Source organism: Blastococcus sp. SYSU DS0973 (genome assembly GCF_054051055.1).
In genome coordinates, this window is sequence record NZ_JBJHAN010000009.1 from 19729 (window position 1) to 46126 (window position 26398).

Sequence of the window (26398 nt, forward strand, 5' to 3'; positions counted from 1 at the left end):
GACCGCTCTAGCGAACACGCTAGAGAGGCGTAGACCCGGTTACAGGCCGGGACGGCGTCCGCCGAAGCGGGTGGCCTCCTCGAAGGCGTGACCGACCTCGAGGACCCGCCGGTCCATGCGCGGCGCCGCGACGACCTGCAGCCCGACCGGCAGCCCGTCCGGCGTGAAACCGCCGGGCACGGACAGCGCCGGGCAGCCGGTGGGGGACAGCAGCGTGCAGGAGCGCATCCACTCCAGGTAGTTCTCCTGCGGCACCCCGCCGATCTCGGTCGGGTACTCGACCTCCACGGGAAAGGGCAGCACCTGCGTCGTCGGCGCCAGCAGCACGTCGTAGCGGGTGAAGAACTCGACGACCCGCTCGTGCAGCTTCGTGTGCTGCTGCTCCGCGCGGGCGAGGTCTGCGCCGGTGAGCGCCGCGCCCATCGCCGCGTTCCAGCGGATCGACTCCTTGACCTGGTCGGGGTGCCGGCGGACCAGGTCGCTGAACGAGGCGTCGAACAGCCAGGCCCGCAGGGTGCCGAACACGTCGTCGGCGCCGGAGAGGTCGGGGCAGTCCTCGGTGACGTGCGCGCCCAGGTCCTCGAACACCGGCAGGGCAGCGGTCAGCACCGCGGTGATCGCCGGGTCGACCGCCACCCGGCCGCCGAGGTCCGGCGCCCAGGCCACCCGCAGCCCGTCCAGCCGCTCGGGCAGGGGCGCCAGGAACGCGGCCGGGTCGCCGTCCAGGGCGATCGGCACCCGCGGGTCGGGCCCGGCGAGAGCCGACAGCTGCAGCGCCACGTCGCCGACGGTGCGGCCCATCGGCCCCTGCACCGAGAGGGTCGACCAGCCCATCGGCGCCGGCCACGTGGGCACCCGGCCCGGCGTGGGCCGCAGCCCGACGACGTTGCAGAAGCCGGCCGGGTTGCGCAGCGAGCCGCCCATGTCGCTGCCCTCGGCCAGCGGCACGAACCCCGCGGCCAGGGCGGCGGCCGCCCCGCCCGAGGACCCGCCGGCGGACAGCCCGTGCCGGTAGGGGTTGTGCGTCGCCCCGAACACCGGGTTGAAGGTGTGCGACCCGGCGGCGAACTCGGGCACGTTGGTCTTGCCGATGGAGATCGCGCCGGCGGCCTTCAACCGGGCCACCACCAGCTCGTCGCGCGCCGGAACGGTGTCGCGGTGCAGCGGCGAGCCCCACGTCGTCCGCATGCCACCGGTGGCGTGGGTGTCCTTGTGCGCGACCGGCAGGCCGTGGAGCGGGCCGAGCGGCTCCCCGGCCGCCTGCGCGGCATCCGCGGCGTCGGCGGCGGCGCGGGCGCCCTCGGCGTCCAGCGTCACGATGGCGTTGACCTGCGGGTCCAGCCGCTCGATGCGCGCCAGGTGCGCGTCGAGCAGCTCCCGCGCCGACACCTGGCGGTCGCGCACCAGCGCGGCCAGCTCCGTCGCGGGGCGGGTGCAGAGCTCGTCGTCGGCGGTCACCCCGGCAGCCTGCCAGAAGCCCGGGTGCGCGTGCCGACGGCATCGGGGGAACGATGTCGGTGATGACCGACGAACGAGCTTCCGCGGGCGACGACGCCACCTTCGAGGACCTCGGGCTGCGCCCGGAGCTGTTGGCCGCCCTGACCGCCCTCGGCTACGAGGAGCCCACCCCGATCCAGCGGGAGGCGATCCCGCCGCTGGCCGAGGGGCGCGACCTGCTCGGCCAGGCTGCCACCGGCACCGGCAAGACCGCTGCCTTCTCGCTGCCGGTGCTGCAGCGGCTGCCCGCCCACCGCAGCGACCGCGCCCCGGCGGCGCTGGTCCTGGTGCCCACCCGCGAGCTCGCCGTCCAGGTCTCGGAGGCGCTGCACCGCTACGGCCGCGGCCTCGGCGCCCGCGTGCTGCCCGTCTACGGCGGCGCTCCGATCGTGCGGCAGCTGCGCTCGCTGGAGTCGGGGGTCGACGTCGTCGTCGCCACCCCGGGCCGGGCCCTGGACCTGCTCAACCGGGGCGCGCTGCACCTCGGCGAGATCGCCACCGTGGTCCTCGACGAGGCCGACGAGATGCTGGACATGGGCTTCGCCGAGGACCTCGAGGCGATCCTCGAGGCAACGCCGGAGACGCGGCAGACCGTGCTGTTCTCGGCCACCATGCCCAGGCGCCTGGACTCGCTCGCCCGGCGGCACCTCACCGATCCGGTGCGCATCACCATCGCGCGGGAGAACGCGCAGCCCGGCGAGGCACCCCGCGTCCGGCAGACCGCCTACGTGGTGCCGCGCGGGGCGAAACCCGCCGCGCTGGGCCGCATCCTCGACGTCGAGGCCCCGACGGCGGCGATCGTCTTCTGCCGCACCCGCGAGGAGGTCGACTCGCTCACCGAGACCCTCAACGGCCGCGGCTACCGGGCCGAGGCCCTGCACGGCGGCATGAGCCAGGAGCAGCGCGACCGGGTGATGGGCCGGCTGCGCGGCGGGACGGCGGACCTGCTCGTCGCCACCGACGTCGCCGCCCGCGGGCTGGACATCGAGCAGCTCACCCACGTCGTGAACTACGACGTCCCGTCGGCGCCGGAGTCCTACGTGCACCGGATCGGCCGGGTCGGCCGCGCCGGGCGGGAGGGCGTGGCGATCACGCTCGCCGAACCGCGCGAGCACCGGATGCTCAAGACGATCGAGCGGGTCGCCGGCGCGCCGATCGCCGTGGAGAAGGTGCCCACGGTCGCCGATCTGCGCGCCCGCCGGCTCGACCTCACCCGCGGCGCGCTGCGGGAGAGCCTGCTGACCGACGACCTCGACCGGTTCCGCGTGGTCGTCGAGACCCTCGCCGACGAGTTCGACCTCATGGAGGTCGCGCTGGCGGCGGTCAAGCTGGCGCACGAGGCCGCTGGGCCGGTGGACGACGACGAGGAGATCCCGCAGGTCTCCTTCCGGCCGGAGCGGGACGGCGGGCGGGCTCCCGCGGGCCGGGGGGGCGACCGCAGGCCGCCGGCCCGGGAACGGTCGGGCGGTGGGCAGGGCACGCGCCTGTTCGTCGGGGCCGGGCGCGACGCGGGGATCCGCCCGGGCGACCTGGTCGGCGCCATCACCGGCGAGACCGGGCTGACCGGCCGCGACGTCGGGTCGATCGAGATCCACCAGCGGTTCGCGCTGGTGGAGGTGCCCGAGTCCGCGGCCGACGAGGTCGTCCAGGCGCTCCGGGCCACCATGATCAAGGGCCGCAAGGCGCAGGTGCGGCGGGACCGCGCCTGATCAGGTGCCGGCGGGGTCGGGCGGCACGGTGGGGGGGACCCGGGTCGGCCCCGCCTCCGCCGGCCGGGGCCGGTCCTGGGGGTGCAGCCGGACGGCGACGAGCGCGACGTCGTCCTCGGGCCGGCCGTGGACCAGCCGCTCCAGCAGCTCGTCCAGCAGGTGCTGGAGGGGGAGGCCGGCCAGCTCGACCAGCGCCTCGCGCAGCCGCTGGATGCCGGCGTCGAGGTCGGAGTCGCGGCGCTCGACGAGCCCGTCGGTGTAGAGCAGGACCGTGGTGCCGCGCTGGAGGGTCGTCACCGACTCGCGCCGCTGCGCCTGCGCGTCGACCCCGAGCAGCAGGTCGCCGGTCCACTCGCCGAGCTCCGCGATCGCGCCGTCCGGGGTGATCACGAGCGGGGGCAGGTGGCCGGCGTTCGCCCAGCGCATCCGGGTGATGCCCGCCGCCAGCTCGTCGGGCGTCTGCTCGAACCGGGCCACGGCCGCGGTGGCCAGCGTGGGGATCTGCAGCGTCGTCATGGAGGCGTCGAGGCCGCGCAGCACCTCGCCGGGACCGGCGTCGCTGTAGGTGGCCACCCCGCGCAGCAGACCACGCAGCTGGCCCATGGCGGCCGCCGCCTCGGTGTCGTGCCCCACGACGTCGCCGATGACCAGCATCGTCGCGCCCCCCGGCTGCATGAAGGCGTCGTACCAGTCGCCACCCACCCGGGCAGCCTCGGCGGCCGGGAGGTAGCGCACCGCGATCTCCGCGTGGTCGGGCTCCGGCGGCTCGGTGAGCAGGCTGCGCTGCAGCCCCTCGGCCAGCTGCTGCTGGGCGCTGTAGAGCCGCCCGTTGTCCAGCGCCAGGCCCGCCCGGTCGGCCGCCTCCTGGGCGGTCGCCACGTTCTCCGCCCGCAGCGGGGTGTCCCGGTCGTAGTAGACGGTCAGCAGGCCCAGCGTGCGGTTGCGCCCGCGCATCGGCAGGACGACGGCCTCCCGCGGGTCCAGCCGGGCGAGCAGGTCCCGCGCCTCGCCGGGCGCCAGCAGGTCCAGCACCTCCCGTCCGGCGTTGCGGTTCTGCCGGCCGGTGCGCAGCGAGTCGGCGGCGGGGGAGTCCGCCGGCATGGAGTCCATGCGCACCTGGGTGTACCGCTCCAGCAGCGGGCGCATCTCCGGGTCGCGGTGCCAGCAGCCGACGTCGCGGGGACGGCCGTCGGGGTCCACCACGGTGACGACGCAGAAGTCGGCGAGGGCCGGGACGACGAGCTCGGGGAGGTGGGCCATCGCGCCCTGCTGGTCCAGGGCGCCGGCGAGGTCGGCGCTGACGTTGGCCAGCAGCGCCAGCCGCTGGGCAGCGCGGTCCGCCTGCTCCGCCATGCGTCGCCGCTCGGTGACCTCCAGGAAGTACACCGACAACCCGTCGGGGCTCGGCCAGGCGCGCAGCTCGTACCAGCCGTCCAGCGGGTCGGGGTAGTAGGCGTCGAACGAGATGGGCTGGCCCGTGCGCACCGCCTCCCGGAAGCTCTTCTCGAAGACGCTGTTGACCGCGTCCGGGTACGCCTCCCACAGCACCCGCCCCAGCAGCTCGTCGCGGGTGGCCTGCAGCAGCCGCTCGGCCTCCGCGTTCACGTGCGTGAAGCGCCACTCCCGGTCGAGGCTGTAGAAGCCGGCCGGCATCGCCTCGAGCGTCCGGGTGACGAGGGTCGCCGCTTCCCGCGCACCGGTGATGTCGAAGGCCGCGCCGAGGAGCCGCACCGCGTGCTCACGGTGGTCGGCGAGCGCCCGGCCGCGGGCGTGCATCCACCGGGTCTCGCCGCCGGGGCGGACGATCCGGTAGGTCACGTCGAAGTCGCCGCACGTCTCGATGGCGTGCTGCAGTGCCTCGCCCACCGACGCCTGGTCGTCGGGGTGCAGGCGCGCTGTGAAGGACTCGATGGTCCGGTCGAAGTCCTCGGCGTCGTAGCCGAACATCGCGATCAGCTGCTCGTCCCAGATCAGCTGCCCGGTCACCAGGTTCCAGTCGAACGTCCCGACCTCGCCCGCCTCGGTGGCCAGCTCCCACCGCAGCCGGTCGTCCTCGTACCGGCGCAACAGGTTGGACAGCTCCAGCTCGGTGACCACCGAGGCGGCGAGCTGCTGCAGCGTGGCGACCTCCGATGCCGCCCACGGCCGTGGTTCGGGGTCGAAGACGCAGAGGGCGCCGACCGGGCCGTCGCCCGGGGTGGACAGCGCGACGCCCAGGTAGGACCCGACGACGCCGCTGCGCACCGGGGGCAGGCCGTTGACCCGGTCGTCGGACCGGGCGTCCTGGATGACCAGCGCCTCACCGTCGGGCAGCGCCGCCGTGACGGTGCAGAGGGACTCCTCGAGCGGGCCCGTGCTGCCGACGTCGGCCTCGCCGGTGCCGGCCGCGACGAGCTGGACATCGCCCAGCAGGGAGACCTGGCTGCCCGAGGTGCCCAGGAGGCGGGCGGCGAGCGCGGCGAGGCGGTCCAGCGCGGGCCCGTCGCCGAGGGGGAACAGGCGCTGTGCGGCGTCGACACGCACGCGATCGGCGCGCAGCTGAGCCGCTGACCGGTCGCCGAGACCACGTGCCGCGTCGATCGTGCGGTCCTTCCCGTCCACCGGTGCCCTTCCGCCCCGGCGAGTGCCGGATCCGACGACCAGCGCACCGCGTTGTTCGGGTGGCCTGTTCCCAGCAGTTATGTCACGGAGAGACGGTTGCGTGCAACCAACCCCCCGGACCGATCTCGCGGACATGGCCCTCAGGGCGCCGGGACGACGAGCGTGAGCGCCGCTCCGCCGTTCCGTTCCACGTGCAACCCCGCCCGGCGTAGCAGCCTCCGCAGCCCCACGACGTCGTCCGGTTCGGCGGTGGTGCCGGCCAGCAGGCGGGCGATCCGGCCCTTGTGCGCCTTGTTGAAGTGGCTGACCACCGCGCGGCTCCCGTCCGGGCGCTCGCTGAGCACCGTGACGGTGATCGCGCCGGCGATCGGGGCGAGCGCGGCGTACGACCCGCTGCGCAGATCGACGACGAGCCCGTCGGTGCCCGCCAGCACCGGGCCGAGCGCGGGCTTCCAGAGCGAACGCAGCGTGGGCAGGCCCGGCAGGGCCGAGCCCGCCGAGAGCCGGTAGGCGGGGATTCGGTCGTTCCCGGCCACGAGGCCGAACAGGGCGGAGCCGACGGCCAGCCGCCGGTCGGCCCGGGCCCGCTGGCCCCGGGTCAACGACCCGACGTCGAGCGCGTCGTAGAGCACGCCGGTGTAGCGGTGCAGCGCGGGAAGCGTGCCGGAGGTGAACAGCGCCGCGTTGCGGGCGATCTCCTCGTCCTGCTTGGCCGACAGGCCCAGGGCCGCCCGCGACGCCGGGACGTCGCCGGCGAGCTCCACCAGGGCCTCGGCGAGTTCCCTGCGCACCGGCGTGAGCTGGGGTGCGGTGAGCGAGCCGAGATCCAACGGGGGCCCGTCGCCCCCGGGGGCCTTGGTCTCCGACGGGGGCAGCAGCACGAGCACGGCGACTCACACTACGTGCCTGCCCGGGCGCTTCCAGCCCCGTCCGGAGGCTCACCGCGAGCGCGCGAGGGGAGAGGCCGGGGTGCCCTCAGCCGGTGATGTCGACGACCACCGGGGCGTGGTCGCTGGCGCCCTTGCCCTTGCGCTCCGCGCGGTCGATGAAGGCGCCGGTGACCCGGTCGGCCAGCGCGGGCGAGCCCAGGACGAAGTCGATCCGCATGCCCTCGCGGCGGGGGAACCGCAGCTGGGTGTAGTCCCAGTAGGTGTAGACGCCCGGCCCCGGGGCGTGCGGGCGCACCACGTCGGCGTACCCGGCGTCCACGACGGCCCGGAAGGCCGCCCGCTCCGGCGCGGAGACGTGCGTCGAGGTGCTGAAGACCGACATGTCCCAGACGTCGTCGTCCTGCGGTGCGATGTTCCAGTCGCCGACCAGGGCCACCGGCGCGGTCGGGTCGTCGGCCAGCCAGCCGCCGGCGGCGACCCGCAGGGCCTCCAGCCAGTCCAGCTTGTACTGCAGATGGGGATCGGTGAGCGTGCGCCCGTTGGGCACGTAGAGGCTCCAGACCCGCACTCCGCCACAGGTGGCGCCCAGCGCGCGAGCCTCCGGGGCGGGGGCCACGCCCTCCTTCGACGACCACGACGGCATCCCGGGAAAGCCCGTCGTGACGTCGTCGAGGCCGATCCGGGACAGGATCGCGACGCCGTTCCACTGCGAGTGGCCGACGTGCGCCACCTCGTAGCCGAGGGCGGTGAACACCATCTCGGGGAACTGGTCGTCCCGGCACTTGGTCTCCTGCAGCGCCAGGACGTCGACGTCGTGGCGCTGCAGGAAGGCGGCCACCCGGTCGGCTCGGGTGCGGATCGAGTTCACGTTCCAGGTCGCCAGCCGCATGGCGATCGACCCTACGGAACGGTTCTCGCTCAGACCTGGACGGGGACCTCGCCCTTGGCGGCCATGCGGGCCCGCATGCGCTCGCGGCTCTCCACGAATCTGGTGGCCTGGGCGTCGAGCCCGGCGAGGAACTCGGCCAGCCGCTCGCGCGCCTGTTCGCCCTCGGGACCGAGGTCGCTGCGCTCGAAGACCTTCCAGGTGCGCAGGATCGGGCTGACCACCTCGTCGTGGTGCAGCCGCAGGTCGTAGATGCCGGCCTTCGCGATGATCGTCGAGTTCTTCCGGAAGTTCGCCATGTTCGCGCCGGGCATCTCGAAGTTCATGACCTCGGTGGCCACGGCCTTCATCGTCTCGTCGGGGTCGATGTCGAACGCCGCGGTCACGAGGTTGCGGTAGAAGATCATGTGCAGGTTCTCGTCGGTGGCGATGCGAGCCAGCAGCTTGTCCGCGATCGGGTCGCCGGTGGCCCGGCCGGTGTTGCGGTGGGAGACCCGCGTGGCCAGCTCCTGGAAGGAGACGTAGGCGACGGCTTCGAGCGGGCTCTTGTCCCCGGAGTCGTAACCGGTGGTCATGTAGTCCATCCGGGCCCGCTCGAGCTCGACGGGGTCGACGCCGCGGGTGACGACGAGGTAGTCGCGCAGCGCGACGCCGTGCCGCCCCTCCTCCGCGGTCCAGCGGCCCACCCACTGTCCCCAGGCGCCGTCCCTGCCGAACCGGGTGGCGATCTCGCGGTGGTAGCTGGGCAGGTTGTCCTCGGTCAGCAGGTTCACGAACATCGCCGCCTTGGCCGTCGCATCCAGCCGGGACTGCTCGGGTGACCAGTCCTGGCCGCCGAGGAAGGCGAAGTTGCGCCCCTCGTCCCAGGGGACGTAGTCGTGCGGATGCCATTCCTTCGCCATCCTGATGTGGCGGTCCAGGTTCTCCGCGACCACGGGCTCGAGCTCGGTCAGCACGGCTGCCTGCGGGGACGTCTGGGGCATGGGGGCCTCCGGGTGGACTCGAACTGCGCCGTCGTGAGCTGTGCGGCGTGACCGTCGGGCGTGCTCGTCGAGGGGTTCCCCGTTCGGCCCGCCGCTACCCCTCGCCCAGCACAGGGAGCGGCACTTGCGGCCCGCAGGCATCTCTCCGGGCGACCCTTCTGCCGCCCAACGGTGCGATCATCGTGGCATGACCCGGCAGCGCATGGCGACGGTCGGCGCGTGAGCGCCGGCCCGGACCTCCCTGTCGACGGTTCCGCGGGCGGCTCCCGCGTCCGCCGGCCCCACCGGGAGCGCAGCTTCGGCGCAGCGCTGGGCTGGACGGTCCTGGGCGCCCTGGTGCCGGGCACCGGCTTCCTCGCGGCCGGGCGCCGTCGGCTCGGTGCCGTCGTCCTCACCGTCTTCCTGCTGCTCGTCGCCGCCGGCGTCTGGCTGGCCACCGGCGGGCAGCGGTTGGCCGCCCGCACCGCCGTCGACACCGACGTCCTGCTCTGGACCATCGTCGGCATCGGGGTCCTGGCGCTGCTGTGGGTCGTCGTGGTGGTGGCCGGCTACCGGATGCTCGTCCCGCCCCGGACCTCCCGCGGACGGCACGTCGTCGGCGGGTTGGTGGTGGCGGTGCTCGTCGCGGCGATCGCCGCCCCGGCCGCCTTCGCCGGGCACCTGGCCGCGACGTCGCGGGACCTCATCGCCGGGGTGTTCGACGACGACCGCAGGTCGGCGACCGTCACCGACGACGACGCGGAGGACGACGCCGAGGACGATGCTGAGCTGTTCGGCGGCCGCGACCGGGTCAACGTGCTGCTGCTCGGGGGCGACGGCGGCGAGGGCCGGGAGGGCGTGCGCACCGACACGGTGATCGTGGCCAGCGTCGACACCGGAACCGGCGAGACCGTCCTGATCAGCCTGCCGCGCAACCTGCAGGAGCTGCCCTTTCCGGCCGACAGCCCCCTGGGCGAGATCTACCCCGACGGCTTCGACGCCGGCAGCGAGAGCGAGAGCCTGCTCAACGCCGTCTACCGCAACGGCCCCGCCTGGTACCCCGACGCCCTGGGCCCCACCGACGACCCGGGCGCGGACTTCCTGAAACTCGGCGTGGGCGAGGCGCTGGGCCTGGACATCGACTACTTCGTGCTGGTGAACCTGGACGGGTTCAGCCGGCTCGTCGACGCCCTCGGCGGGATCACCGTCAACGTCAACTACTACGTGCCGATCAACGGCGACCCGGGCACCGGTGAGCTGCCCGACGACTACATCGCCCCGGGGCCGGACAAGCTCATGGACGGATTCACCGCCCTCCAGTTCGCCCGTGGGCGCTTCGGCCTCACCGACTACGACCGCATGGCGCGGCAGCGGTGCACGATCTCCGCCATCGTCGACGCCGCGGACCCGGTGACGCTCCTGCAGCGCTATCAGCGGCTGGCGGCGACGACCGAGGACATCGTCAGCACCGACATCCCGCGCTCGGTGCTCGACGACTTCGTGGAGCTGGCCTTCCTGGTCAAGGACGCCGAGATCCGCAGCCTGGTGCTCGATCCGCCGCTGATCGATCCGGCCTACCCCGATTACGACCGGATCCGGCAGCTGGTCCAGGAGGCGATCGATCCGCCGGCACCGGCACCGGCACCGGCTCCCGCGGACGGGACCGACCCCGCGGCCGACCCGGCCCCCGACGCGGAGCCGGACCCGGCCGATGCGGTCACCGAGGTCGCCGACGCCTGCGCCTACGACCCCGTCCGTGCGGAGGAGGCCCTGGCAGAAGGCGAGCCGCCGACGAAGCGGGGCTGAGCGGGTCGGTGCACGGCGGCGATGTGCAGCAGGGTGCCGCACGGGGTCGGGGGGCCCGGAGCGGGGGCGGTTCCCGGGCGGTCCCGGCCGCCCCGGAGAATGAGCGGGTGCCCGCTGCTGCCGTCCGGCCCGTTGCCAGCGTCGACGCCGCGCTGCGCGCCGAGCTGCTCGCCTGCTGGACCGACGTCACCAATGCCGGGGGGGCCGTCGGGTTCGTGCCCCCGGTGACGCCGGAGGAGGTCGTGCCGCTGCTCGACAAGCTGCTGGAGGGCGTCCACTCCGGTCGGGACGTGGTCGCCCTGCTCGAGGTCGACGGTGAGACGGCGGGCTTCGCGAGCATGGTCGGGTCGCTGAGCCCGCTGCGCCGCCACTGGGGCACCGTCCTGCGGGTGCAGGTGCACCCCTCGCGCCAGGGTCAGGGGCTCGGCCGGGTGCTGATGGACGGGGTGCACCGCATCGCCCGGGACCGGGGGTGGGAGTTCCTGCACCTGACCGCCCGCGGGGGCACCGGCCTGGACGCGTTCTACCGGGGCCTCGGCTACCAGGAGGTCGGCCGGCTGCCCGGCGCGATCCGGGTCGCTCCCGGCGACGACCGCGACGAGATCGCCATGGTCTGCCGCCTCTGACGCACCGGGCGGACCGGTTTGGCAGGGTGGGCGCATGACCGACCCGTCCTCCGGCACGCCCGTCTCCCGCCCCGCCCGCCGTGAGCGCCTGGTCGGGCTGCTCGTTCTCGGGATCGCCTTCGTGCTCCTCGTGTCGTCACCGACGTGGTTCGCCAGCGACCAGGTGGGCGTGGGTGTCGCCCAGCTCTTCGTCGCCCTCGTGCTGGCGGGCGTCGGCGCCGTCCTGGTCCGCCGCGCCGGCCGCGGCTGAATCTGCCGCTGCCCGGATCCCGTGGCCGCCGCCGTTGCGACCGCCGGTGATGCGCACCACACTCCGGCCACAGCGGCGACGAAGGAGGATGCAGGTGAAGCTGGACACGCAGGAACTGGTGCGGATGCTGCGCACCGAGGGCGACAACGACACGGCCGACCGGGTGGAGGGGCGCTTCGGTGGCCAGATCGACACCGATCGGGACGGCGACGCGCTGGCGGAGATGGGGCTGGACCGCACCCAGCTGATGAGCAAGCTCGCGGGCGGCTCGTTCGGCACCACGCTCAGCCCCTGAGCCCGGAGACGGCGGTGGCCCGGAACCGCTCGCGGTTCCGGGCCACCGGTCGTGCAGGCCTCGGTCAGCCCGCGAAGGGGCGCTCCCGCGCCAGTTCCTCCTTGGCCACGCCGCGGATGTGCACCGCGTCCGGGCCGTCGACGATGCGCAGCGTGCGAGCGCTGGCGTAGAAGCGGGCCAGCACCGTGTCGTTGCTGACGCCGGCGCCGCCGTGCACCTGGATCGCGCGGTCGATGACGTCCAGCGCGACCCTCGGGGCGGCGACCTTGATGGCCGAGATCTCGGTGCGGGCACCCTTCGCCCCGTACTTGTCGATCAGGTCGGCGGTCTTCAGCACGTAGAGGCGGGCCTGGTCGATCTCGATCCGGGAGAGCGCGATGGCCTCCCGCACGGTGCCCTGTTCGGCCAGCGGGCGGCCGAAGGCGACGCGGTTCTTGCTGCGCTCGACCATCAGCGCCAGCGCGCGCTCGGCCATGCCGATGGCCCGCATGCAGTGGTGGATCCGGCCGGGGCCGAGCCGGGCCTGGGCGATCATGAAGCCGTCGCCCTCGCCGGAGAGGATGTTGCTGACCGGAACGCGCACGTCGGTGAAGCGCAGTTCGGAGTGGCCGTGCTGGTCCTGGTACCCGAACACGGGCAGGTGCCGGATGATCTCCAGCCCCGGGGTGTCGCGGGGGACGAGCACCATCGACTGCTGGCGGTGCGGCGGACCGTCGGGGTCGGTCTTGCCCATGACGATGAAGATCTGGCAGCGCGGGTCGGCGGCCCCGGAGGTCCACCACTTGCGGCCGTTGATCACGTACTCGTCGCCGTCCCGGACGATCGAGGTCTGGATGTTGCGGGCGTCGGAGCTGGCGACGTCGGGCTCCGTCATCGCGAAGCCGGAGCGGATCTCCCCCTCGAGCAGCGGGTTCAGCCAGCGCTCCTTGTGCTCCGGCGTCCCGAAGAGCATGAGCGTCTCCATGTTGCCGGTGTCCGGCGCTCCGACGTTCATCGACTCGGGCGCGATCACCGGCGACCAGCCGGTGATCTCGGCGACCGAGGCGTACTCGAGGTTGGAGAGCCCCCCGACCTCGTGGTGGAAGAGGTTCCACAGGCCGCGCTTGCGCGCCTCGGCCTTGAGTTCCTCCAGGATCGGCGGGTGCTCGTGGTTGTCGTGGCCGCGCTCGGCACGCCACTGCTCGTAGACGGGCTCAGCCGGGAACACGTGCTCGCGCATGAAGTCCCACGCGCGCGCGCAGACGTCCTCGGCCTTGGGCGAGAGAGCGAAGTCCATGACCGGCAACGTAGCGCCGGGCGTGATCGCCGTCGCATCGGGGGTCCCGCGTCTCCTGGGCCGGCGCGGAACCGGGCCCGGCAACGGGAGGAGCCGGGCCCCGCCGTCCGCGTGGACGGTGTGGGACCCGGCTCCTCCGGGCGGTCCCGTCCCGAGTGGGACGGGACCCTCGCTCAGGCGCGCGTGCGGCCGGTGACGGCGTCCCGGACCGGGCCCAGCGCGATGGCGAGGCCGGCGAGGGCGCTCACCAGGTGCAGCCAGTTGTCAGCCCAGTTCAGGCTCAGGAAGTCCCACTCGGCGTCGACGGCGAACAGGCCGTAGACGAACGCGGCGCCGTAGCCGATCGCCAGCAGCCACCCGTAGGTGCGGGCGCCGGACAGCGTCCGGGACAGCGCGAGACCGGCCGCGCCGATGACGATGTGGACGACGTTGTGGAACGGGTTGATCTCGAAGCCGACGATGGTCTCGTCGGTGTCGTGGGCGAAGAAGTTGTCGAACCCGGTGATGAAGAATCCGACGATGCCCACCAGCAGGTAGATGGCGCCGATGGCCAGCGACAGCATCTGCGGCCAGGTCATGCCGCGGCGATCTGCGCCGGTGTTGCCGGATGTTGCAGACATGATGTGTCCTCCCACGGTGGTCGACCCGCCAGGTCCTGACGGCGGCTGGCCGAGGGCTACCCGTGTCCGAGCAGGTCTAACGGCCGTCTCCCCACCGAGCGACGGTCGTTGCCGAACCGTCACCGCGGCGACGCCGACCCACGCCCCAGCGTTCGGACCAGGCGGGCCGACCGTTCAGTCCAGGCCCGGCCGGGGGGTCGGCTTCGGCCGGCGGACGACGAACGGGCCGATCGCCAGCAGGTCGACCGGCGCCGAGCCGAAGCACTCGAGGGCGTCGCGCGGGTCGTCGACCATCGGCCGGCCCGCGGTGTTCAGGCTGGTGTTGACCACGACCGGCAGCCCGGTGCGCCGCTCGAACGCCGAGATCATCCGGTGCACCAGCGGCTGGGCCTGCGGGTCGATGGTCTGGATCCGCGCCGTCCCGTCGACGTGGGTGACGGTCGGGATGCGGTCGCGCCACTCCTCGGCGACATCGTGCACGAAGAGCATGTACGGCGAGGGGATCGGGCCACGGCTGAAGATCTCCGGCGCCTTCTCCAGCAGCACCATCGGCGCCACCGGGCGGAACTGCTCCCGGCCCTTGACGTCGTTCATCCGCTCGAGGTTGGCCTCGAAGCCGGGGTGGGCCATCAGGGAGCGGTGGCCCAGCGCGCGGGGGCCGTACTCGCTGCGGCCCTGGAACCACGCGACGATGCCGTTGTCGGCCAGCACCTCGGCCACCGCCTCGGCGACGTCGTCGGGGCGCTCGTAGTCGATCGCCGCGGTCTGCAGCACCTGCTCGATCTCGTCGTCGCTCCACCCGCGGCCCAGCGCGGCGCCGGGCATCGGCTGGGTGTCCTCGCCGAGCTCGCGGGCCACGTGCAGGGCGGCACCCAGCGCCGTCCCGGCGTCACCGGCGGCCGGCTGCACCCAGACCTGCTCGAACGGGCTCTCGGCCAGGATGCGGGTGTTGGCGACGCAGTTGAGCGCGGTGCCGCCGGCCAGGGTGAGGGTCTTCTCGCCGGTCTGCTCGTGCACCCAGCGGGCCAGGTCGATCAGCACCTCCTCGAGCCGCTGCTGCACGCTGGCGGCGAGGTCGGCGTGGTCGGAGGTCCACTGGTCGCCCTTGCCCAGGCGGGGGGCGAACTCGGTGAAGTCGATCTTCTCGGTGCGGAAGCCGCCGTCGTCGGTGGCGCGGATGAGCTCGGCGAGGTCGCCGACGAAGCGCGGCTTGCCGTAGCTGGCCATCGCCATGACCTTGAACTCGTCGGAGCTGCGCAGGAAGCCGAGGTGGTCGGTCAGGTCCTCGTACATCAGGCCGAGGGAGTGGGGGAGCGCCTGACCGGCCAGGATCTGCAGCTCGCCGTCGACGTAGCGCCCGGCGAGGTGGCTGTGCGCCTCGCCGCGCCCGTCCAGGACGAGGACCGCGTTCTGCCGCTGCGGGGCCGCCAGCCCGGCCGAGGCCGCGTGCGCGACGTGGTGCTTGACGAACCGGACCTTCGCCGGGTCGAGCCCGGGCAGCGCGTGGGCCAGGAAGTCCGGCGCCATCTCGGCGTACTTCTTGCGCATGACGTCGCCGTCGTCGAACAGCCCGGTCTCCTCGGGCGTCGTCATCAGTCCCGGGTCGAAGGAGTAGGCGACGGCGTCGAGCTCCTCGGGCCGGATGCCGGCCTCCTTGAGGCACCAGGCCGCGGACAGCTCCGGCAGTTCCCAGGCGCTCCACGGCAGCGGCCGCTTGCCGTGCTTGCGCCGGCTGAAGCGCTCCTCCTCCGCCGCGGCGACGACCTTCCCGTCGACGACCAGCGCCGCCGCCGGGTCGTGGTAGATCGCGTTGATGCCCAGGACCTTCACGCTGCTGCTCCTTCTCCTGGGTCCCTGCCCGTCCGGTGCAGGCGCTGACCCGTCGTCTCCTGGATGATCATGAACCGGGTGCCGCGGTCCCGCAGGTCGAGGCCGCCGTCAACGACGGCGGAGCAGGTCGTTGTCCAGGACCGCGGCCAGCGCGAGGGTCTTGTAGCCGACGTCGTCGAACAGGACGGTGATCCGGTCGTCCTCCACGCGCATGACGATCCCGGCGCCCCACTCGCTGTGCTGCACGGGTGTCTCGGCCGGGAAGGGGATGCCGGCGTCGTCCTCGGGATGCGAGTGGGCGGTGCCGGCGGCGCAGTTGTCGCAGTTGCCGCACGGCTGGTCCAGCTGCTCGCCGAAGTACCCCAGCAGGAACTGCCGGCGGCACTCGGTGGTCTCGGCGTAGCCGCGCATCATCTCGACCCGGCTCTGGTCGACCTTCTCGTGGTGCTCGGCGAGTTCCCGCGCGGCGGCGGCCGCGTCGCCGGGTGCCGGGGCGCCCTCGGCGGGGTGCGCAGCGCCGTCCTCGTCCACGACGACGGCGGACACCTGCTCGAGCAGGTTCAGGTCGCGGGCCAGCGGTGTGGCGGCGCGGCCGGTCTCCTCGCGCAGCGTCTTCACGTCGACACCGTCGTCGAGGCCCGCGGCCGGCGCGGCGGCGACCAGGCCGGCCACCTGCTGCAGCTCCTCCTCGGCGGGTGCGCCGGCGGCGAAGAACCGGCGCAGGCCGAGGTCCTCCTGCCGGTAGACCAGGACGGCGAGCGCGGGTTCTCCGTCCCGGCCGGCGCGGCCGATCTCCTGGTAGTAGCTGTCGACGGAGTCGGCCGGCTCGGCGTGGATGACGAAGCGGGTGTCGGGCTTGTCGATGCCCATGCCGAAGGCGGTGGTGGCGACGACGACGTCGAGCTCGTCCGCCATCCAGGCGCGCTGGGTGTCCTCGCGGTCGGACTTCTTGAGCCCCGCGTGGTAGGCCTGAGCACGCAGCCCGCGGGCGGCCAGCGCGGCGGCGACCTCCTCGGTGCCCCGGCGGGTGGCGCTGTAGACGATGCCCGGCCCCCGGCCGTCGCCGATCTCGGCGACCACCCGGTCGAGCAGGCCCTGCTCCTTGGCGTGCGCGTCGGCGTAGTGGTCGACCTCCAGCCGGATCTCCGGGCGGTCGAAACCGGCGACGACGATCTCCGGCTCCCGCATGCCCAGCTGCTCGACGATCTCGGCGCGGACCGGCGGCGCGGCGGTGGCGGTGAGCGCGAGGACGGGAGGGTGGCCCAGCTGCTCGATGACGCCGCCCAGCCGCAGGTAGTCGGGGCGGAAGTCGTGGCCCCAGGCGGAGACGCAGTGGGCCTCGTCGACGACGAGCAGCGCCGGCTCGGCCGCGGCGATCGTGCCGACCACCTCCGGCTTGGTCAGCTGCTCAGGTGCGAGGAAGAGGAAGCGGACCGTTCCGTTCCCGATGCCCTCCAGGGCCTCGCGCTGGTCGCCGGCCGACAGGCTGGAGTTCAGCTGCGCCGCGCGCCCCGCGTCGCCGGAGAGCTCGGTGAGCCGCTCGACCTGGTCGCGCTGCAGCGCGATGAGCGGTGAGACGACGACGACCGGGCCGTCGAGCAGCTGCCCCGCGACCTGGTAGACCGCCGTCTTCCCGGCTCCCGAGGGGAGGACGGCGAGGGTGTCGCGCCCGCCGACGACGGCCTGCATCGCGCGCTCCTGGCCGGGGCGGAGCTCCTCGTAGCCGAGGACGTCGCGGGTGAACTCGCGGATGCGGCGGGTGCGGACGGCGGCGGAGCCGCCTGCAGAGTTCGTCTCGTGGGTGCTGCTGGGGCTCGATGGCACCGACCGTGGCTGCCCCCCGTCCGGGAGCAGCAAACGGTGCGGCTGCTCACGGCGCCGCACCGCCGCCCCGAGCCGCACGCCGGCTGGGAGGATGCCTGCATCGCGCCCGGCTCGACGTGGGGCGGCCGACGGGAGGGGATCGGATGTCCGGCGGCGGGGTGCCGGGCGCCGGCGGCCGGCGGGCCCGGCTGGTCGCCGTGGCCGCGGTCGCCCTGGTCGTGCTGGCCGGCGGCTGGTGGGCCCGCGTGCGGTGCCTGGGCGGTGGCTGGGTCGACGGCGAGCAGTACTACGGCTACTGCTACTCCGACGTCGCCCCGCTGTGGTTCCGCCGCGGGCTGGACGAGGGGGCGGGGCCCTACGGAGCCGAGCCGCTGGAGTACCCGCCGGTGCTCGCGGTGCGCATCTGGCTGGCCGCCGTCCTCGCCCACGCGCTGCCGGGCGAGGCGACGGTCACGGTCTTCTCGGCCACCAACGGCCTGTTCGTCGTCGTCGAGGTGCTGGTGGCCCTGGTCCTGCTGCGGCGCCTGGGCCTGGGGCCGGGCCGGCTGCTGTGGTGGGCCGCGGCGCCGGCCCTGTTCCTGTACGCCTTCTACAACTGGGACACGCTGCCGATCGTCGCGCTGCTCGGGGCCGTCCTGCTGCACCTGCGCGGCCGGCACACCGCCTCGGGCGTTCTGGCCGGGCTCGGTGCGGCGGCGAAGGTGTTCCCCGGTTTCCTGGTGCCGCTGGTCGTGCTGGCTCTGCTGGCCGGTCGCCGTCCCCGGGCCGCCCTCCTGCACGGCGCCGCCGCGGCGCTGGTGTTCGGAGCGGTGCACGTGCCGGCCTACCTGCTCGCCCCGGACGGCTGGGACCGCTTCTACGAGCTCAGCGGCGAGCGCGGCATGCACGTCGACAGCCTCTGGTTCCTGCTCGCGCGGCTGGGCGGCCCGGAACCGGGTCCGGCCGCGCTGGGCGTGCTGAGCCTGGCGGTGTTCGCGGCGGCCGCCGCGGCGGTCGTCGTCCTGGGCGCCCGCCGGCGGCAGCCGGAGCAGTGGTGGCAGCTCGTGCTGCCCGTGCTGATCTGCTTCGTGCTGGCCAACAAGGTCTACTCCCCGCAGTACACGCTGTGGCTGGTGCCGCTCATGGCCCTGGTCCTGCGCCGGGCCGCACCGTTCGTCGCGGTGGTGCTCAGCGACGTGCTGGTGCACGCGGTGGAGTTCCCGCACCTCGCGGCCCGTTCCGGCTTCGGGGAGGGGCTGCCCTACCCGGTGCTCGGGGCCGCCGTCGCCCTCCGCGCCGCCGCGCTGCTGTGGGTGGTCGTCGAGGTGGTGCGCCGTCCGGCGGGGTCACCGCCAGGACGGCAGCCAGTAGCGGAGGTCGAGAGCGTCCCGGTCCAGCGGGATCCCTAGCCAGATCGGGGCGAAGAAGACGAAGCAGGCTACCGCGAGCACGGCCAGCGCACCCCCGACGAGGCGCGGGCGGGGGCCCGCCTGGACGGCGCGCACCAGGCCGAGGGCGATGAACGGCACGGCGGGCACCAGGTAGAAGAAGTAGCCGGGCTTGCCGGCGGCGAGCCAGGGCAGCCACAGCAGGACCAGCGGGACCAGGACCGTGGCGGCGACGCCGTCCCGGCGGACGACGGTACGCCAGAGCAGCACCGGATAGGCCAGCAGCGCCGGCCACCACAGCGCGGGGTTGCCCACCAGCGTGATCCGCGCGACCGTGCCCGGGGGCACCTCGCACTCACCGGCCTCCTGCTGCTCCGTCGTGCAGCTCTCCGCGTAGACGAGGACCGGCCGCTCCAGCCAGGCCCAGCCCAGCGGGTCCGAGCGGTAGGGGTGGGTCGCCTCCAGATCGCGGTGGTAGTCCACGAGGGCGGTCTGGGTGCCCCACCAGGTCTCCAGCCGGTCCCCGGCGCCGGTCGCGCAGTCGCCGGCCTCGCAGGCGCGCGCCCCGGCGTAGCTGGCCTCGTAGTGGGCGAACCAGCCGGCGTGGGCGGTGACGTAGACCGCCGCCGGCAGCACCAGCATGCTGAGCGCCCCGCCGGCGGCGACGACCGCCGCGCGACGGGTGCCGCGCGCCAGGCCCTCACCGCGGCCGGCCAGCTCGGTCCCGAGCACGAGGAGCCCGGCGGCGGCGATGGCGAGCACGCCCGACCACTTGGTCGCGACCGCCAGGCCGAGCGCGAGGCCGGCCAGCCACCGGTAGCGGGAGCCCAGGAACGACCGGCGGAGGGGCTCGCCGGGCCCCCGGCCGGGCCGCCGGGCGTCCCGGTCGAGCAGGACCAGCCAGAAGGCGAGCACCACGCACAGGCCCAGCGTGGCGTCGAGCATCGCCATGCGGCTGGTGGTCACCGCCAGCCCGTCCAGGGCCACCAGCAGGGCGGCGAGGGCGGCCGGGGCGGTGCGCCGGAACAGCCGCAGGCCGCAGAGGTGGACCAGCAGCACGGTCAGCGACCCGGCCACGGCGACGCCGATCCGCCAGCCGAACGGGGTGTAGCCGAAGAGCTGGATGCCGAGGGCGATGACCCACTTGCCGAACGGCGGATGGGCCGGGCGCTCCTCCTCGACGCCGCGCACGACGTAGTCCAGGGCGTCCGCGCCGTAGTACTTCTCGTCGAAGAACAGCCGGTCGGGGTCACCCAGTTCCCACAGCCGCACGGCCGCGCCGACGCAGAGCAGGACCAGCGGCACCACGAACGCCGACCGCGGGCGGCGCCTGGTGGCGCCGCCCGCGGTCCGCTGCTCCGCCGACGTGGCGGCGGTGGTCACCGAGTCAGTTGTTCGTCTCGGTCTCGAACTCGGTCTCGGTCTCGGTGTTGACCTCGGTCTCGGTCTCCACGACCTGTTCCTCGGTCTCGGTCTCGGTCTCGGTCGGCTCGAGGGTCTCGGTGACCTCGGTCTCCGACTGCTCGGTCTCCGTGACCTCCTCGGTCTCGGTGACCTCCGCCGTGCCCTCCTCCTCGCCGCACGCGGCCAGGCCGAGGGCGAGGAAACCGGAGAAGGAGGCGGCGGCGATGCCGCGGGTCAGCTTGTTCATGTCGTACCCCTGTTCGAGATGCGTGGATGTCCGGACGGACCTGTTCCATGTCCGCTGAAGGGCGTCGTATTCGGCATCCGTTGGTTACGACTCGATGACGAAAGAACGTGCACAACAATCCGGCGACATCGCGCGTCGCGGTCGCCGCTCACGGGTAAGTGGCGCCGTTCTCCGCAGCGGTCCCGCATCCGCGGACACACTTGAGCGCTCGACATCCGCTTGTGCGGATCTAGGCTGGGGGCGTGCCCGCCAGCTACCGGATCTCCGAGGCAGCCGCGCTGCTCGGCGTCAGCGACGACACCGTCCGCCGCTGGATCGACTCGGAGCGGTTGACCGCCTCCCGCCAGGGCGGTGGGCCGGCCGTCGTCGACGGCGCCGAGCTGGCGCGGGTCGCCACCGGCCTGCACGAGGCACCGGAGCCGGGGACGACGCCGTCGTCGGCCCGGAACCGGCTCACCGGCATCGTCACCCGCGTGGTGCGCGACACCGTGATGGCGCAGGTCGAGCTCCAGGCGGGGCCGTTCCGGTTGGTCTCGCTCATGTCCCGGGAGGCGGCCGACGAGCTGGGCCTGGAGCCGGGGGTGCGGGCGGTCGCCACCGTCAAGGCGACCCAGGTCAGCGTGGACGTGCCGTGAGGCGTGCCGGCCCGCTCGTCCTCGGTCTGCTCCTCCTGAGCGGGTGCGGGAGCTCTGGCGGTGGTGCGTCGCCCGGCGTGGGCGAGAGCGGGCCCGTGGAGCCGGGCGATCCGGCGATCGCGGGCACGCTGACCGTGCTCGCCGCGGCCTCCCTGACCGACGTGTTCGCCGAGCTCGAGGAGCGGCTCGAGGTCGGCCATCCGAAACTGGAGGTGCGGTTCAGCTTCGCCGGGAGCTCCGCGCTGGCGGCCCAGGTGCTCCAGGGCGCCCCGGCCGACGTGCTCGCCACCGCGGACGAGGCGCAGATGGCGCGGGTGGCCGACGCCGGGCTGGTCACCGACCCGGAGGTGTTCGCGGCGAACCCGTTGGTGCTGGTGGCGCCGGCGGGGAACCCGGCCGGTATCGGGCTGCCGGGCGACGTCGACGTCCCGGGCCTGGCCGAGCTCCTCCCCGAGGACGTGACGCTCGCCGTCTGCGCGCCGGAGGTCCCCTGCGGCGCGGCCGCCGCGGAGGTGCTGGCCGCCTCGGGCACGCCGGCCGCCCCGGACACCTACGAGGACGACGTCCGCGCGGTGCTCACCAAGGTGGTCCTGGGCGAGGTCGACGCCGGGCTGGTCTACCTCTCCGACGTGCACGCGGTAGGGGACGACGTCCGGTCGTTCGCCTTCTCGGAGGCCGCGCAGGCGGTCAACCGCTACCCGATCGGCGTCCTGCAGGAGTCGGGGGCCCCGGCGGCGGCCCAGGCGTTCGTCGATCTGGTCCTGTCGGCGGAGGGGCAGCAGATCCTGGCCGACGCCGGGTTCCTGTCGCCGTCGTGAGCGGAGCCCGCGAGACCGCCCGGGTGCCGGCGCCGCTGCTGGTCCCGGCTGCGCTCGCCGTCGCCTTCCTGGTCCTGCCGCTGGTGGGTCTGCTGGTGCGCACGCCGTGGTCGGAACTCGGCGCGCAGCTCGCCGCGCCCGGTGTCGGGGAGGCGTTGCGGCTGTCGCTGGTGTCCGCCACGCTCGCCACCGGGCTGTCGCTGCTGCTCGGCGTTCCGCTCGCCTGGGTGCTCGCGCGTTCGCGGGCCCGGGGCCGCTCGGTGCTCCGGGCGCTGGTCACGGTGCCGCTGGTGCTGCCGCCGGTGGTCGGTGGCGTGGCGCTGTTCCTGGTGTTCGGGCGGCAGGGGATCGTCGGCTCCTGGCTCGACGACGCCTTCGGCATCACCCTCCCGTTCACCACGGCCGCCGTCGTGATCGCCGAGACCTTCGTGGCCATGCCGTTCCTCGTCATCAGCGTCGAGGGCGCGCTGCGCGCCGCCGACAGCCGCTTCGAGGACGTCGCGGCCACGCTGGGTGCCGGCCGCTGGACCACGTTCCGCCGCGTGACGCTGCCGCTGGTCGCGCCCGGGGTCGCGGCCGGAGCCGTGCTCTGCTGGGCCCGCGCGCTGGGCGAGTTCGGCGCGACGATCACCTTCGCCGGCAACTTCCCCGGCACCACGCAGACGATGCCGCTGGCGGTCTACCTGGCGCTGCAGCGGGACCCGGAGGCGGCGATCGTGCTCTCGGTGGTGCTGCTGGCCGTCTCGCTGGCCACCCTCCTGCTGCTCCGGGACCGCTGGCTCGGCCGGGCGCCGGCATGAGCCTGGCCGCGAGGGTGGACACGCGGCGGGGCGCGCTCGCCCTCCGCGTGGAGGTCGAGGTCGCCGGCGGGGAGGTGCTCGCCGTCCTCGGCCCGAACGGGGCCGGGAAGTCCACGCTCGTGCGGGTCCTGGCCGGCCTGCTGCGCCCCGACTCCGGCCGGGTCGTCGTCGACGGCGAGGTCTGGGACGGCGACGACGCGTTCGTCCCCGCCCACCGGCGGCGCCTGGGCATGGTCTTCCAGGACGCGCTGCTCTTCCCGCACCTGAGCGTCGCCGACAACGTCGCCTTCGGTCTGCGCACCCGGGGCACGGGCCGGGCCGCCGCCCGGGCGGCGGCGGAGGAGTGGCTGGCCCGCGTCGGGCTCGAGGGGCTGGCCAGCCGGCGGCCCGCCGAGCTCTCCGGCGGGCAGGCGCAGCGCGCGGCGCTGGCCCGTGCGCTGGTCGGTGATCCCGCGCTGCTGCTGCTCGACGAGCCGCTCTCGGCGCTGGACGCGCGCACCCGGCTGGTGGTGCGCGCCGAACTGCGCCGGCACCTGGCGGGGTTCGGCGGCAGCACCGTCCTGGTGACGCACGACCCGGTGGACGCGATGGCGCTGGCCGACCGCGTCGTCGTCGTCGAGGAGGGGCGGGTCGTGCAGGCCGGGACGCCGGCCGACGTCAGCCGCCGCCCGCGCACCGACTACGTGGCCCGGCTGGTGGGCCTGTCGCTGCTGCCCGGTGCCGCCGAGGGGCGGCTGGTGCGGCTCGACGGCGGGGGAACGGTGGCGGTGGCCGAGGAGGCCGCGGGCCCGGTGTTCGCGGCGGTCCGGCCCGAGTCGGTGGCCCTCTACGCGTCCCGCCCCCACGGCAGCCCGCGCAACGTCTGGCCCGCCCGGCTGGTCGGCGCCACCCCGCACGGCGCCACGGTGCGGTGCGAGCTGGCCGGGGAGGTCCCGCTCGTCGCCGACCTGACCGTCACCGCCTTCGCGGAGATGGGGCTGACCCCCGGCGCCGAGGTGTGGGCCAGCGTGAAGGCCTCCGAGGTCGCCGTCTACGCCCGCTGAGGTCCGGCGATGATGATCAGGTGGGGTGGATCCACGGGGCCCTGAGAGGGTGGGGGCATGAGCGCTGCCGCCGTCGTCCTCGCCGCCGGGGGCGGCCGCCGCTACGGGATGCCGAAGGCGCTGGTCGAGTACGAGGGCAGCCTGCTGGTCGAGCGGGCCGTGGCGACGGCGGCGGCGGTGTGCGACCCGGTGCTGGTGGTGCTCGGCGCCCGCGCGGTCGACGTCTGGCGCAGCGCCGAGCTGGGCAACGCCGTCGTGCTCGCCAACAGGGACTGGGAGACCGGGATGGCCTCGTCCCTGCGCACCGGCCTGGACGGCCTCCGCGGCTGGCCGGGGCGGATCGACGCGGCGCTGGTCACCCTGGTCGACATGCCCGGGATGACCGCGGAGGCGCTCGCCGCCGTCGCCGCCCACGCGGCGCCGGACGCGCTCGCCGTCGCCACCTACGACGGCGTCCGCGCCCACCCGGTGCTGCTCGGCCGGGAGCACTGGGCCGGCGTCGCGGAGACGGCGACCGGCGACGAGGGCGCGCGCCGGTACCTGGCCGGCCGGGACGTCACCGAGGTCGACTGCACCGGTCTGGCCGATCCGGGCGACCTCGACGTCCCCCCGCCGGGGGTACCTTCGGCCCCGTGATCGCCAGGGTCGTCGATGCGCCGCTGTCCGTCGCCGAGCACGAGGACGCCGTGGCCGACAAGGCCGCCGGTGCGGTCGTCTCCTTCGCCGGCGTGGTCCGCGACCACGACGGCGGCCGGTCGGTGACCGAGCTGGAGTACGTCGGCCACCCGAGCGCGCCGGACGTGATCGCCGAGCTGGCGGAGGAGTTCGCCGCGCGGCCCGGGGTGCACGCCGTCGCCGTGAGCCACCGCATCGGGCTGCTCGGCATCGGCGACGTCGCGCTGGCCTGCGCCGTCAGCACCTCCCACCGCGGCGAGGCGTTCGCCGTCTGCGCCGAGCTCGTCGACGAGGTGAAGAAGCGGCTGCCGATCTGGAAGCGGCAGGTCTTCACCGACGGCGAGGAGGAGTGGGTCGCCTGCCCGTGAGGGCCCGCGGCGGTCAGCCGGCGAAGCGGCGGACGGGGAGCCCGCGCACGCCCACGTCCGCGACGAACACGGCTCCGGCCGGCGGCTCGGCGTCCGGGGGCAGGTTCTCCCGCGAGGTCGTCACGAAGAGCCGGTCCAAGTCGGGGCCGCCCAGCGTGCAGGCGGTGACCTGCGAGGCGGGCAGCTCGACGACACCGTCCAGCCGGCCGTCGGGGTCGTAGCGGTGGACGGCGCCGCTGCCGTAGAGGGCGACCCAGACACCGCCCGCGCTGTCGACGGTGAGCCCGTCCGGGTTGCCGTCGTCCGGGAAGCGCACGAACGGACGGCGTCCGGTGAGCCCGGTGTCCCGGTCGTAGTCGAAGACGTCGATCCGGTGGGTCGCCGTGTCGGCGTAGTACGCCAGTGAGCCGTCCGGGCTCCACTCCAGGCCGTTGGAGACGGTGAGGCCCCCGAAGGCCTCGCGGACGGTGCCGTCCGGGTCCAGCCGGTACATCGAGGCCGCACCGGGTGCCTGGTCGTAGGCCATGGAGCCGCACCAGAAGCGCCCGTCGGGGTCGCAGCCGCCCTCGTTCATCCGCACCGAGGAGTCGCTCCACACCGGCGGCAGGGCGGTGACGGACCCGTCCGGCCCTTCGAGCGCGAAGCCTCGCTCGATGCCGACAACGGCGCCGCCTCCCGCCCGCGGCCGGACGCAGGCGGCGACCTCACCTACGTGCAGGCGGCTGACACCGCCGTCGGGCAGCAGGCCCAGGACGTCGCCGGCGAGCATGTCGACCCACCGCAGACCGCCCCAGGACGAGGACCACACCGGTCCCTCGCCGTGGTGGCAGACGGGATCGGTCAGCTGGTGCGCGCGCACCCGGTCAGCACACCATCTCCTCGCCGGGTTCGCCCGGCAGCCCGGGCGGATCCCACCCCGCGGCCATCAGCGTGCTCAGCATGCGGGCGGTGGTCTCCACGACGGCGAGCTCGCGGGCGGCGCTGCGCGGCTTGGCCCGGTAGGCGACGCCGCACAGCGTGCCGAACAGCTGCAGGTCCCGGGTGACCAGCGGTATGCCGACGTAGGCGGCGATGTCCCGCAGGGGCCCTGTCGTGCGCGAGGCGTACTGCGGAACGGCGGCCGTCACCGTGGCCAGCCGGGGGGCGCCGCTCTCGATCATCTGGCGGCAGAAGCTCTGCTCCCACGGCAGCACCATGCCGGGGCGCACAGCCCGGTCGGGATGGGCCAGGAGCACGACCTGGCGGTCGTCGACCACCTGGGTGACCAGCCAGACGTCCCAGCCCACGTGGTCGGCCAGGAACGCGAGCGCGCCCTCCGCGGCCGAACACCAGTCCGGCCACGGCGCGACGTCCACGATCCCCGCCGGAACCATGCCGTCCGTTATTCCCGGGCAGGGCGGCGGTCAACCGCCGTGGCGGTGCTCAGCGGGCGCCGGCGAGCCCGTCGTCGTCCCGCTTTCCGTCGCGCTCGAGCTCGGCCTCCTCGGCCTCGGCCTCGAGCCGGTGCGCCTCGCCGTCGATCTTCGCGGCGGCGTCGCCGTGCGACTCGCCGTACAGCTCCTCGGCCCGGCCGTACAGCTCCTCGGCCTTGGCCTTCGCCTTGTCAAAGATGCCCATGGCTCCCATCCTCCCGGACCTGTCAGCCTCCGGTGCACTGGTCGGCTTCCACGGCCCGGTCCGCTCCTCGCTCGTTCCTCGCCGCGATGCTCCCGGACCTGTCAGCCTCCGGCGAAGGGCGGGAGCACGTCCACCACCGACCCTGGCGACAGGGCGGCCGCCCGGTCGCGGGCCTGGGCGCCGTCGACCAGGAATGAGCAGGCGGTGAGCACCCGCTCCAGCCGCTCGCCGTGGTCGGAGACGATCTGGCCGACGAGCTCGTCGAGCGTGCCCGCCTCGCGCGCCTCGGTCGCCACGCCGGCGGCCGCCCGGGCCCCGGCGAAGTAGCGCACCGTCACCGATCCGCTCACGG

Annotated in this window: 27 protein-coding genes; 12 read left to right on the forward strand and 15 right to left on the reverse strand. The window is 74.3% G+C overall.

Going from position 1 to position 26398, the window contains the following annotated elements; genetic code table 11:
* Positions 1-39: 39 nt before the first annotated feature.
* Entirely contained in the window at positions 40-1458 is a 1419-nt protein-coding gene (locus ACI791_RS14685; protein WP_456586710.1) for an amidase, read from the reverse strand.
* Positions 1459-1520: 62 nt separating this feature from the next.
* Between ACI791_RS14685 and ACI791_RS14690 the strand changes: the two genes are divergently transcribed.
* Positions 1521-3206: a DEAD/DEAH box helicase gene (locus tag ACI791_RS14690; RefSeq protein ID WP_456586711.1), complete on the forward strand. Its 1686-nt coding sequence runs from the start codon at positions 1521-1523 to the stop codon at positions 3204-3206.
* On the opposite strand, the gene ACI791_RS14695 is transcribed toward ACI791_RS14690, so the two are convergent.
* The 4 genes from ACI791_RS14695 to ACI791_RS14710 all read right to left on the reverse strand — a co-directional run bounded on the left by ACI791_RS14695 (position 3207) and on the right by ACI791_RS14710 (position 8566).
* The gene (locus ACI791_RS14695) at positions 3207-5807 is read right to left on the reverse strand and encodes a SpoIIE family protein phosphatase (RefSeq protein ID WP_456586712.1); all 2601 of its coding nucleotides are present in this window, start codon (positions 5805-5807) and stop codon (positions 3207-3209) included.
* A gap of 140 nt (positions 5808-5947) precedes the next feature.
* Entirely contained in the window at positions 5948-6694 is a 747-nt protein-coding gene (gene yaaA / locus ACI791_RS14700; RefSeq protein ID WP_456586713.1) for a peroxide stress protein YaaA, read from the reverse strand.
* Between the two features lie 88 nt (positions 6695-6782).
* Positions 6783-7586, reverse strand: coding sequence for an exodeoxyribonuclease III (locus ACI791_RS14705; protein WP_347058574.1), 804 nt, complete (start codon positions 7584-7586; stop codon positions 6783-6785).
* Positions 7587-7615: 29 nt separating this feature from the next.
* Complete coding sequence (locus ACI791_RS14710) at positions 7616-8566, reverse strand: acyl-ACP desaturase (RefSeq protein WP_347058573.1); 951 nt, start codon at positions 8564-8566, stop codon at positions 7616-7618.
* A gap of 219 nt (positions 8567-8785) precedes the next feature.
* On the opposite strand from ACI791_RS14710, the gene ACI791_RS14715 reads away from it, so the two are divergent.
* From ACI791_RS14715 to ACI791_RS14730, 4 genes are all read left to right on the forward strand, one after another.
* Entirely contained in the window at positions 8786-10351 is a 1566-nt protein-coding gene (locus ACI791_RS14715; RefSeq protein ID WP_456586714.1) for an LCP family protein, read from the forward strand.
* Between the two features lie 107 nt (positions 10352-10458).
* Positions 10459-10977 (forward strand): N-acetyltransferase family protein, encoded by a 519-nt coding sequence (locus tag ACI791_RS14720; RefSeq protein WP_456586715.1) that lies wholly within the window; start codon positions 10459-10461, stop codon positions 10975-10977.
* Between the two features lie 34 nt (positions 10978-11011).
* Positions 11012-11227, forward strand: coding sequence for a hypothetical protein (locus tag ACI791_RS14725; RefSeq protein WP_456586716.1), 216 nt, complete (start codon positions 11012-11014; stop codon positions 11225-11227).
* 88 nt (positions 11228-11315) lie between these two features.
* Entirely contained in the window at positions 11316-11522 is a 207-nt protein-coding gene (locus ACI791_RS14730; RefSeq protein WP_456586717.1) for a hypothetical protein, read from the forward strand.
* A gap of 64 nt (positions 11523-11586) precedes the next feature.
* Here the strand turns inward: ACI791_RS14730 and ACI791_RS14735 are convergent, their stop codons facing one another.
* From ACI791_RS14735 to ACI791_RS14750, 4 genes are all read right to left on the reverse strand, one after another.
* Positions 11587-12798, reverse strand: coding sequence for an acyl-CoA dehydrogenase family protein (locus tag ACI791_RS14735; protein WP_456586718.1), 1212 nt, complete (start codon positions 12796-12798; stop codon positions 11587-11589).
* Between the two features lie 173 nt (positions 12799-12971).
* Positions 12972-13418 carry a DUF4383 domain-containing protein gene (locus ACI791_RS14740; protein ID WP_456586719.1) on the reverse strand — a complete coding sequence of 149 codons (447 nt, stop codon included), beginning with the start codon at positions 13416-13418 and terminating at the stop codon, positions 12972-12974.
* A 174-nt stretch (positions 13419-13592) separates the two neighbouring features.
* Entirely contained in the window at positions 13593-15248 is a 1656-nt protein-coding gene (locus tag ACI791_RS14745) for a carbamoyltransferase family protein (protein WP_456586720.1), read from the reverse strand.
* Positions 15249-15356: 108 nt separating this feature from the next.
* On the reverse strand, positions 15357-17072 hold the full coding sequence (locus ACI791_RS14750; protein ID WP_456586721.1) for a RecQ family ATP-dependent DNA helicase: 1716 nt from the start codon (positions 17070-17072) through the stop codon (positions 15357-15359).
* A gap of 143 nt (positions 17073-17215) precedes the next feature.
* On the opposite strand from ACI791_RS14750, the gene ACI791_RS14755 reads away from it, so the two are divergent.
* Positions 17216-18460, forward strand: coding sequence for a glycosyltransferase 87 family protein (locus tag ACI791_RS14755; protein ID WP_456586722.1), 1245 nt, complete (start codon positions 17216-17218; stop codon positions 18458-18460).
* Here ACI791_RS14755 and ACI791_RS14760 read toward each other — a convergent pair.
* Both ACI791_RS14760 and ACI791_RS14765 read right to left on the reverse strand, forming a co-directional pair.
* Positions 18398-19822: a phospholipid carrier-dependent glycosyltransferase gene (locus ACI791_RS14760; protein WP_456586723.1), complete on the reverse strand. Its 1425-nt coding sequence runs from the start codon at positions 19820-19822 to the stop codon at positions 18398-18400. The genes ACI791_RS14755 and ACI791_RS14760 overlap by 63 nt on opposite strands.
* 4 nt (positions 19823-19826) lie before the next feature.
* Complete coding sequence (locus ACI791_RS14765) at positions 19827-20090, reverse strand: hypothetical protein (RefSeq protein WP_456586724.1); 264 nt, start codon at positions 20088-20090, stop codon at positions 19827-19829.
* A gap of 242 nt (positions 20091-20332) precedes the next feature.
* Here ACI791_RS14765 and ACI791_RS14770 point away from each other — a divergent pair, with 242 nt between their 5' ends.
* From ACI791_RS14770 to ACI791_RS14795, 6 genes are all read left to right on the forward strand, one after another.
* Positions 20333-20725: a TOBE domain-containing protein gene (locus ACI791_RS14770; protein WP_456586725.1), complete on the forward strand. Its 393-nt coding sequence runs from the start codon at positions 20333-20335 to the stop codon at positions 20723-20725.
* Between the two features lie 77 nt (positions 20726-20802).
* Complete coding sequence (gene modA, locus ACI791_RS14775) at positions 20803-21543, forward strand: molybdate ABC transporter substrate-binding protein (protein WP_456586726.1); 741 nt, start codon at positions 20803-20805, stop codon at positions 21541-21543.
* Positions 21540-22343: an ABC transporter permease gene (locus ACI791_RS14780; RefSeq protein ID WP_456586727.1), complete on the forward strand. Its 804-nt coding sequence runs from the start codon at positions 21540-21542 to the stop codon at positions 22341-22343. The genes modA and ACI791_RS14780 overlap by 4 nt, the downstream gene beginning before the upstream one ends.
* Positions 22344-22357: 14 nt before the next feature.
* Positions 22358-23386, forward strand: a complete 1029-nt coding sequence (locus ACI791_RS14785; protein ID WP_456586728.1) for an ABC transporter ATP-binding protein — start codon at positions 22358-22360, stop codon at positions 23384-23386.
* Between the two features lie 57 nt (positions 23387-23443).
* A complete protein-coding gene (locus ACI791_RS14790; protein ID WP_347058546.1) occupies positions 23444-24022 on the forward strand; it encodes a nucleotidyltransferase family protein in 579 nt (192 codons plus the stop codon).
* Positions 24019-24429 (forward strand): molybdenum cofactor biosynthesis protein MoaE, encoded by a 411-nt coding sequence (locus tag ACI791_RS14795; RefSeq protein ID WP_456586729.1) that lies wholly within the window; start codon positions 24019-24021, stop codon positions 24427-24429. The genes ACI791_RS14790 and ACI791_RS14795 overlap by 4 nt, the downstream gene beginning before the upstream one ends.
* A gap of 13 nt (positions 24430-24442) precedes the next feature.
* Here ACI791_RS14795 and ACI791_RS14800 read toward each other — a convergent pair whose 3' ends face one another.
* From ACI791_RS14800 to ACI791_RS14815, 4 genes are all read right to left on the reverse strand, one after another.
* Positions 24443-25288, reverse strand: a complete 846-nt coding sequence (locus ACI791_RS14800) for an SMP-30/gluconolactonase/LRE family protein (protein ID WP_456586730.1) — start codon at positions 25286-25288, stop codon at positions 24443-24445.
* Positions 25289-25292: 4 nt separating this feature from the next.
* Positions 25293-25802 (reverse strand): histidine kinase, encoded by a 510-nt coding sequence (locus tag ACI791_RS14805; protein WP_347058541.1) that lies wholly within the window; start codon positions 25800-25802, stop codon positions 25293-25295.
* Positions 25803-25851: 49 nt separating this feature from the next.
* A complete protein-coding gene (locus tag ACI791_RS14810) occupies positions 25852-26046 on the reverse strand; it encodes a hypothetical protein (RefSeq protein WP_347058539.1) in 195 nt (64 codons plus the stop codon).
* Positions 26047-26147: 101 nt separating this feature from the next.
* Positions 26148-26396 carry a MoaD/ThiS family protein gene (locus ACI791_RS14815; RefSeq protein ID WP_347058537.1) on the reverse strand — a complete coding sequence of 83 codons (249 nt, stop codon included), beginning with the start codon at positions 26394-26396 and terminating at the stop codon, positions 26148-26150.
* Positions 26397-26398 lie beyond the last annotated feature (2 nt).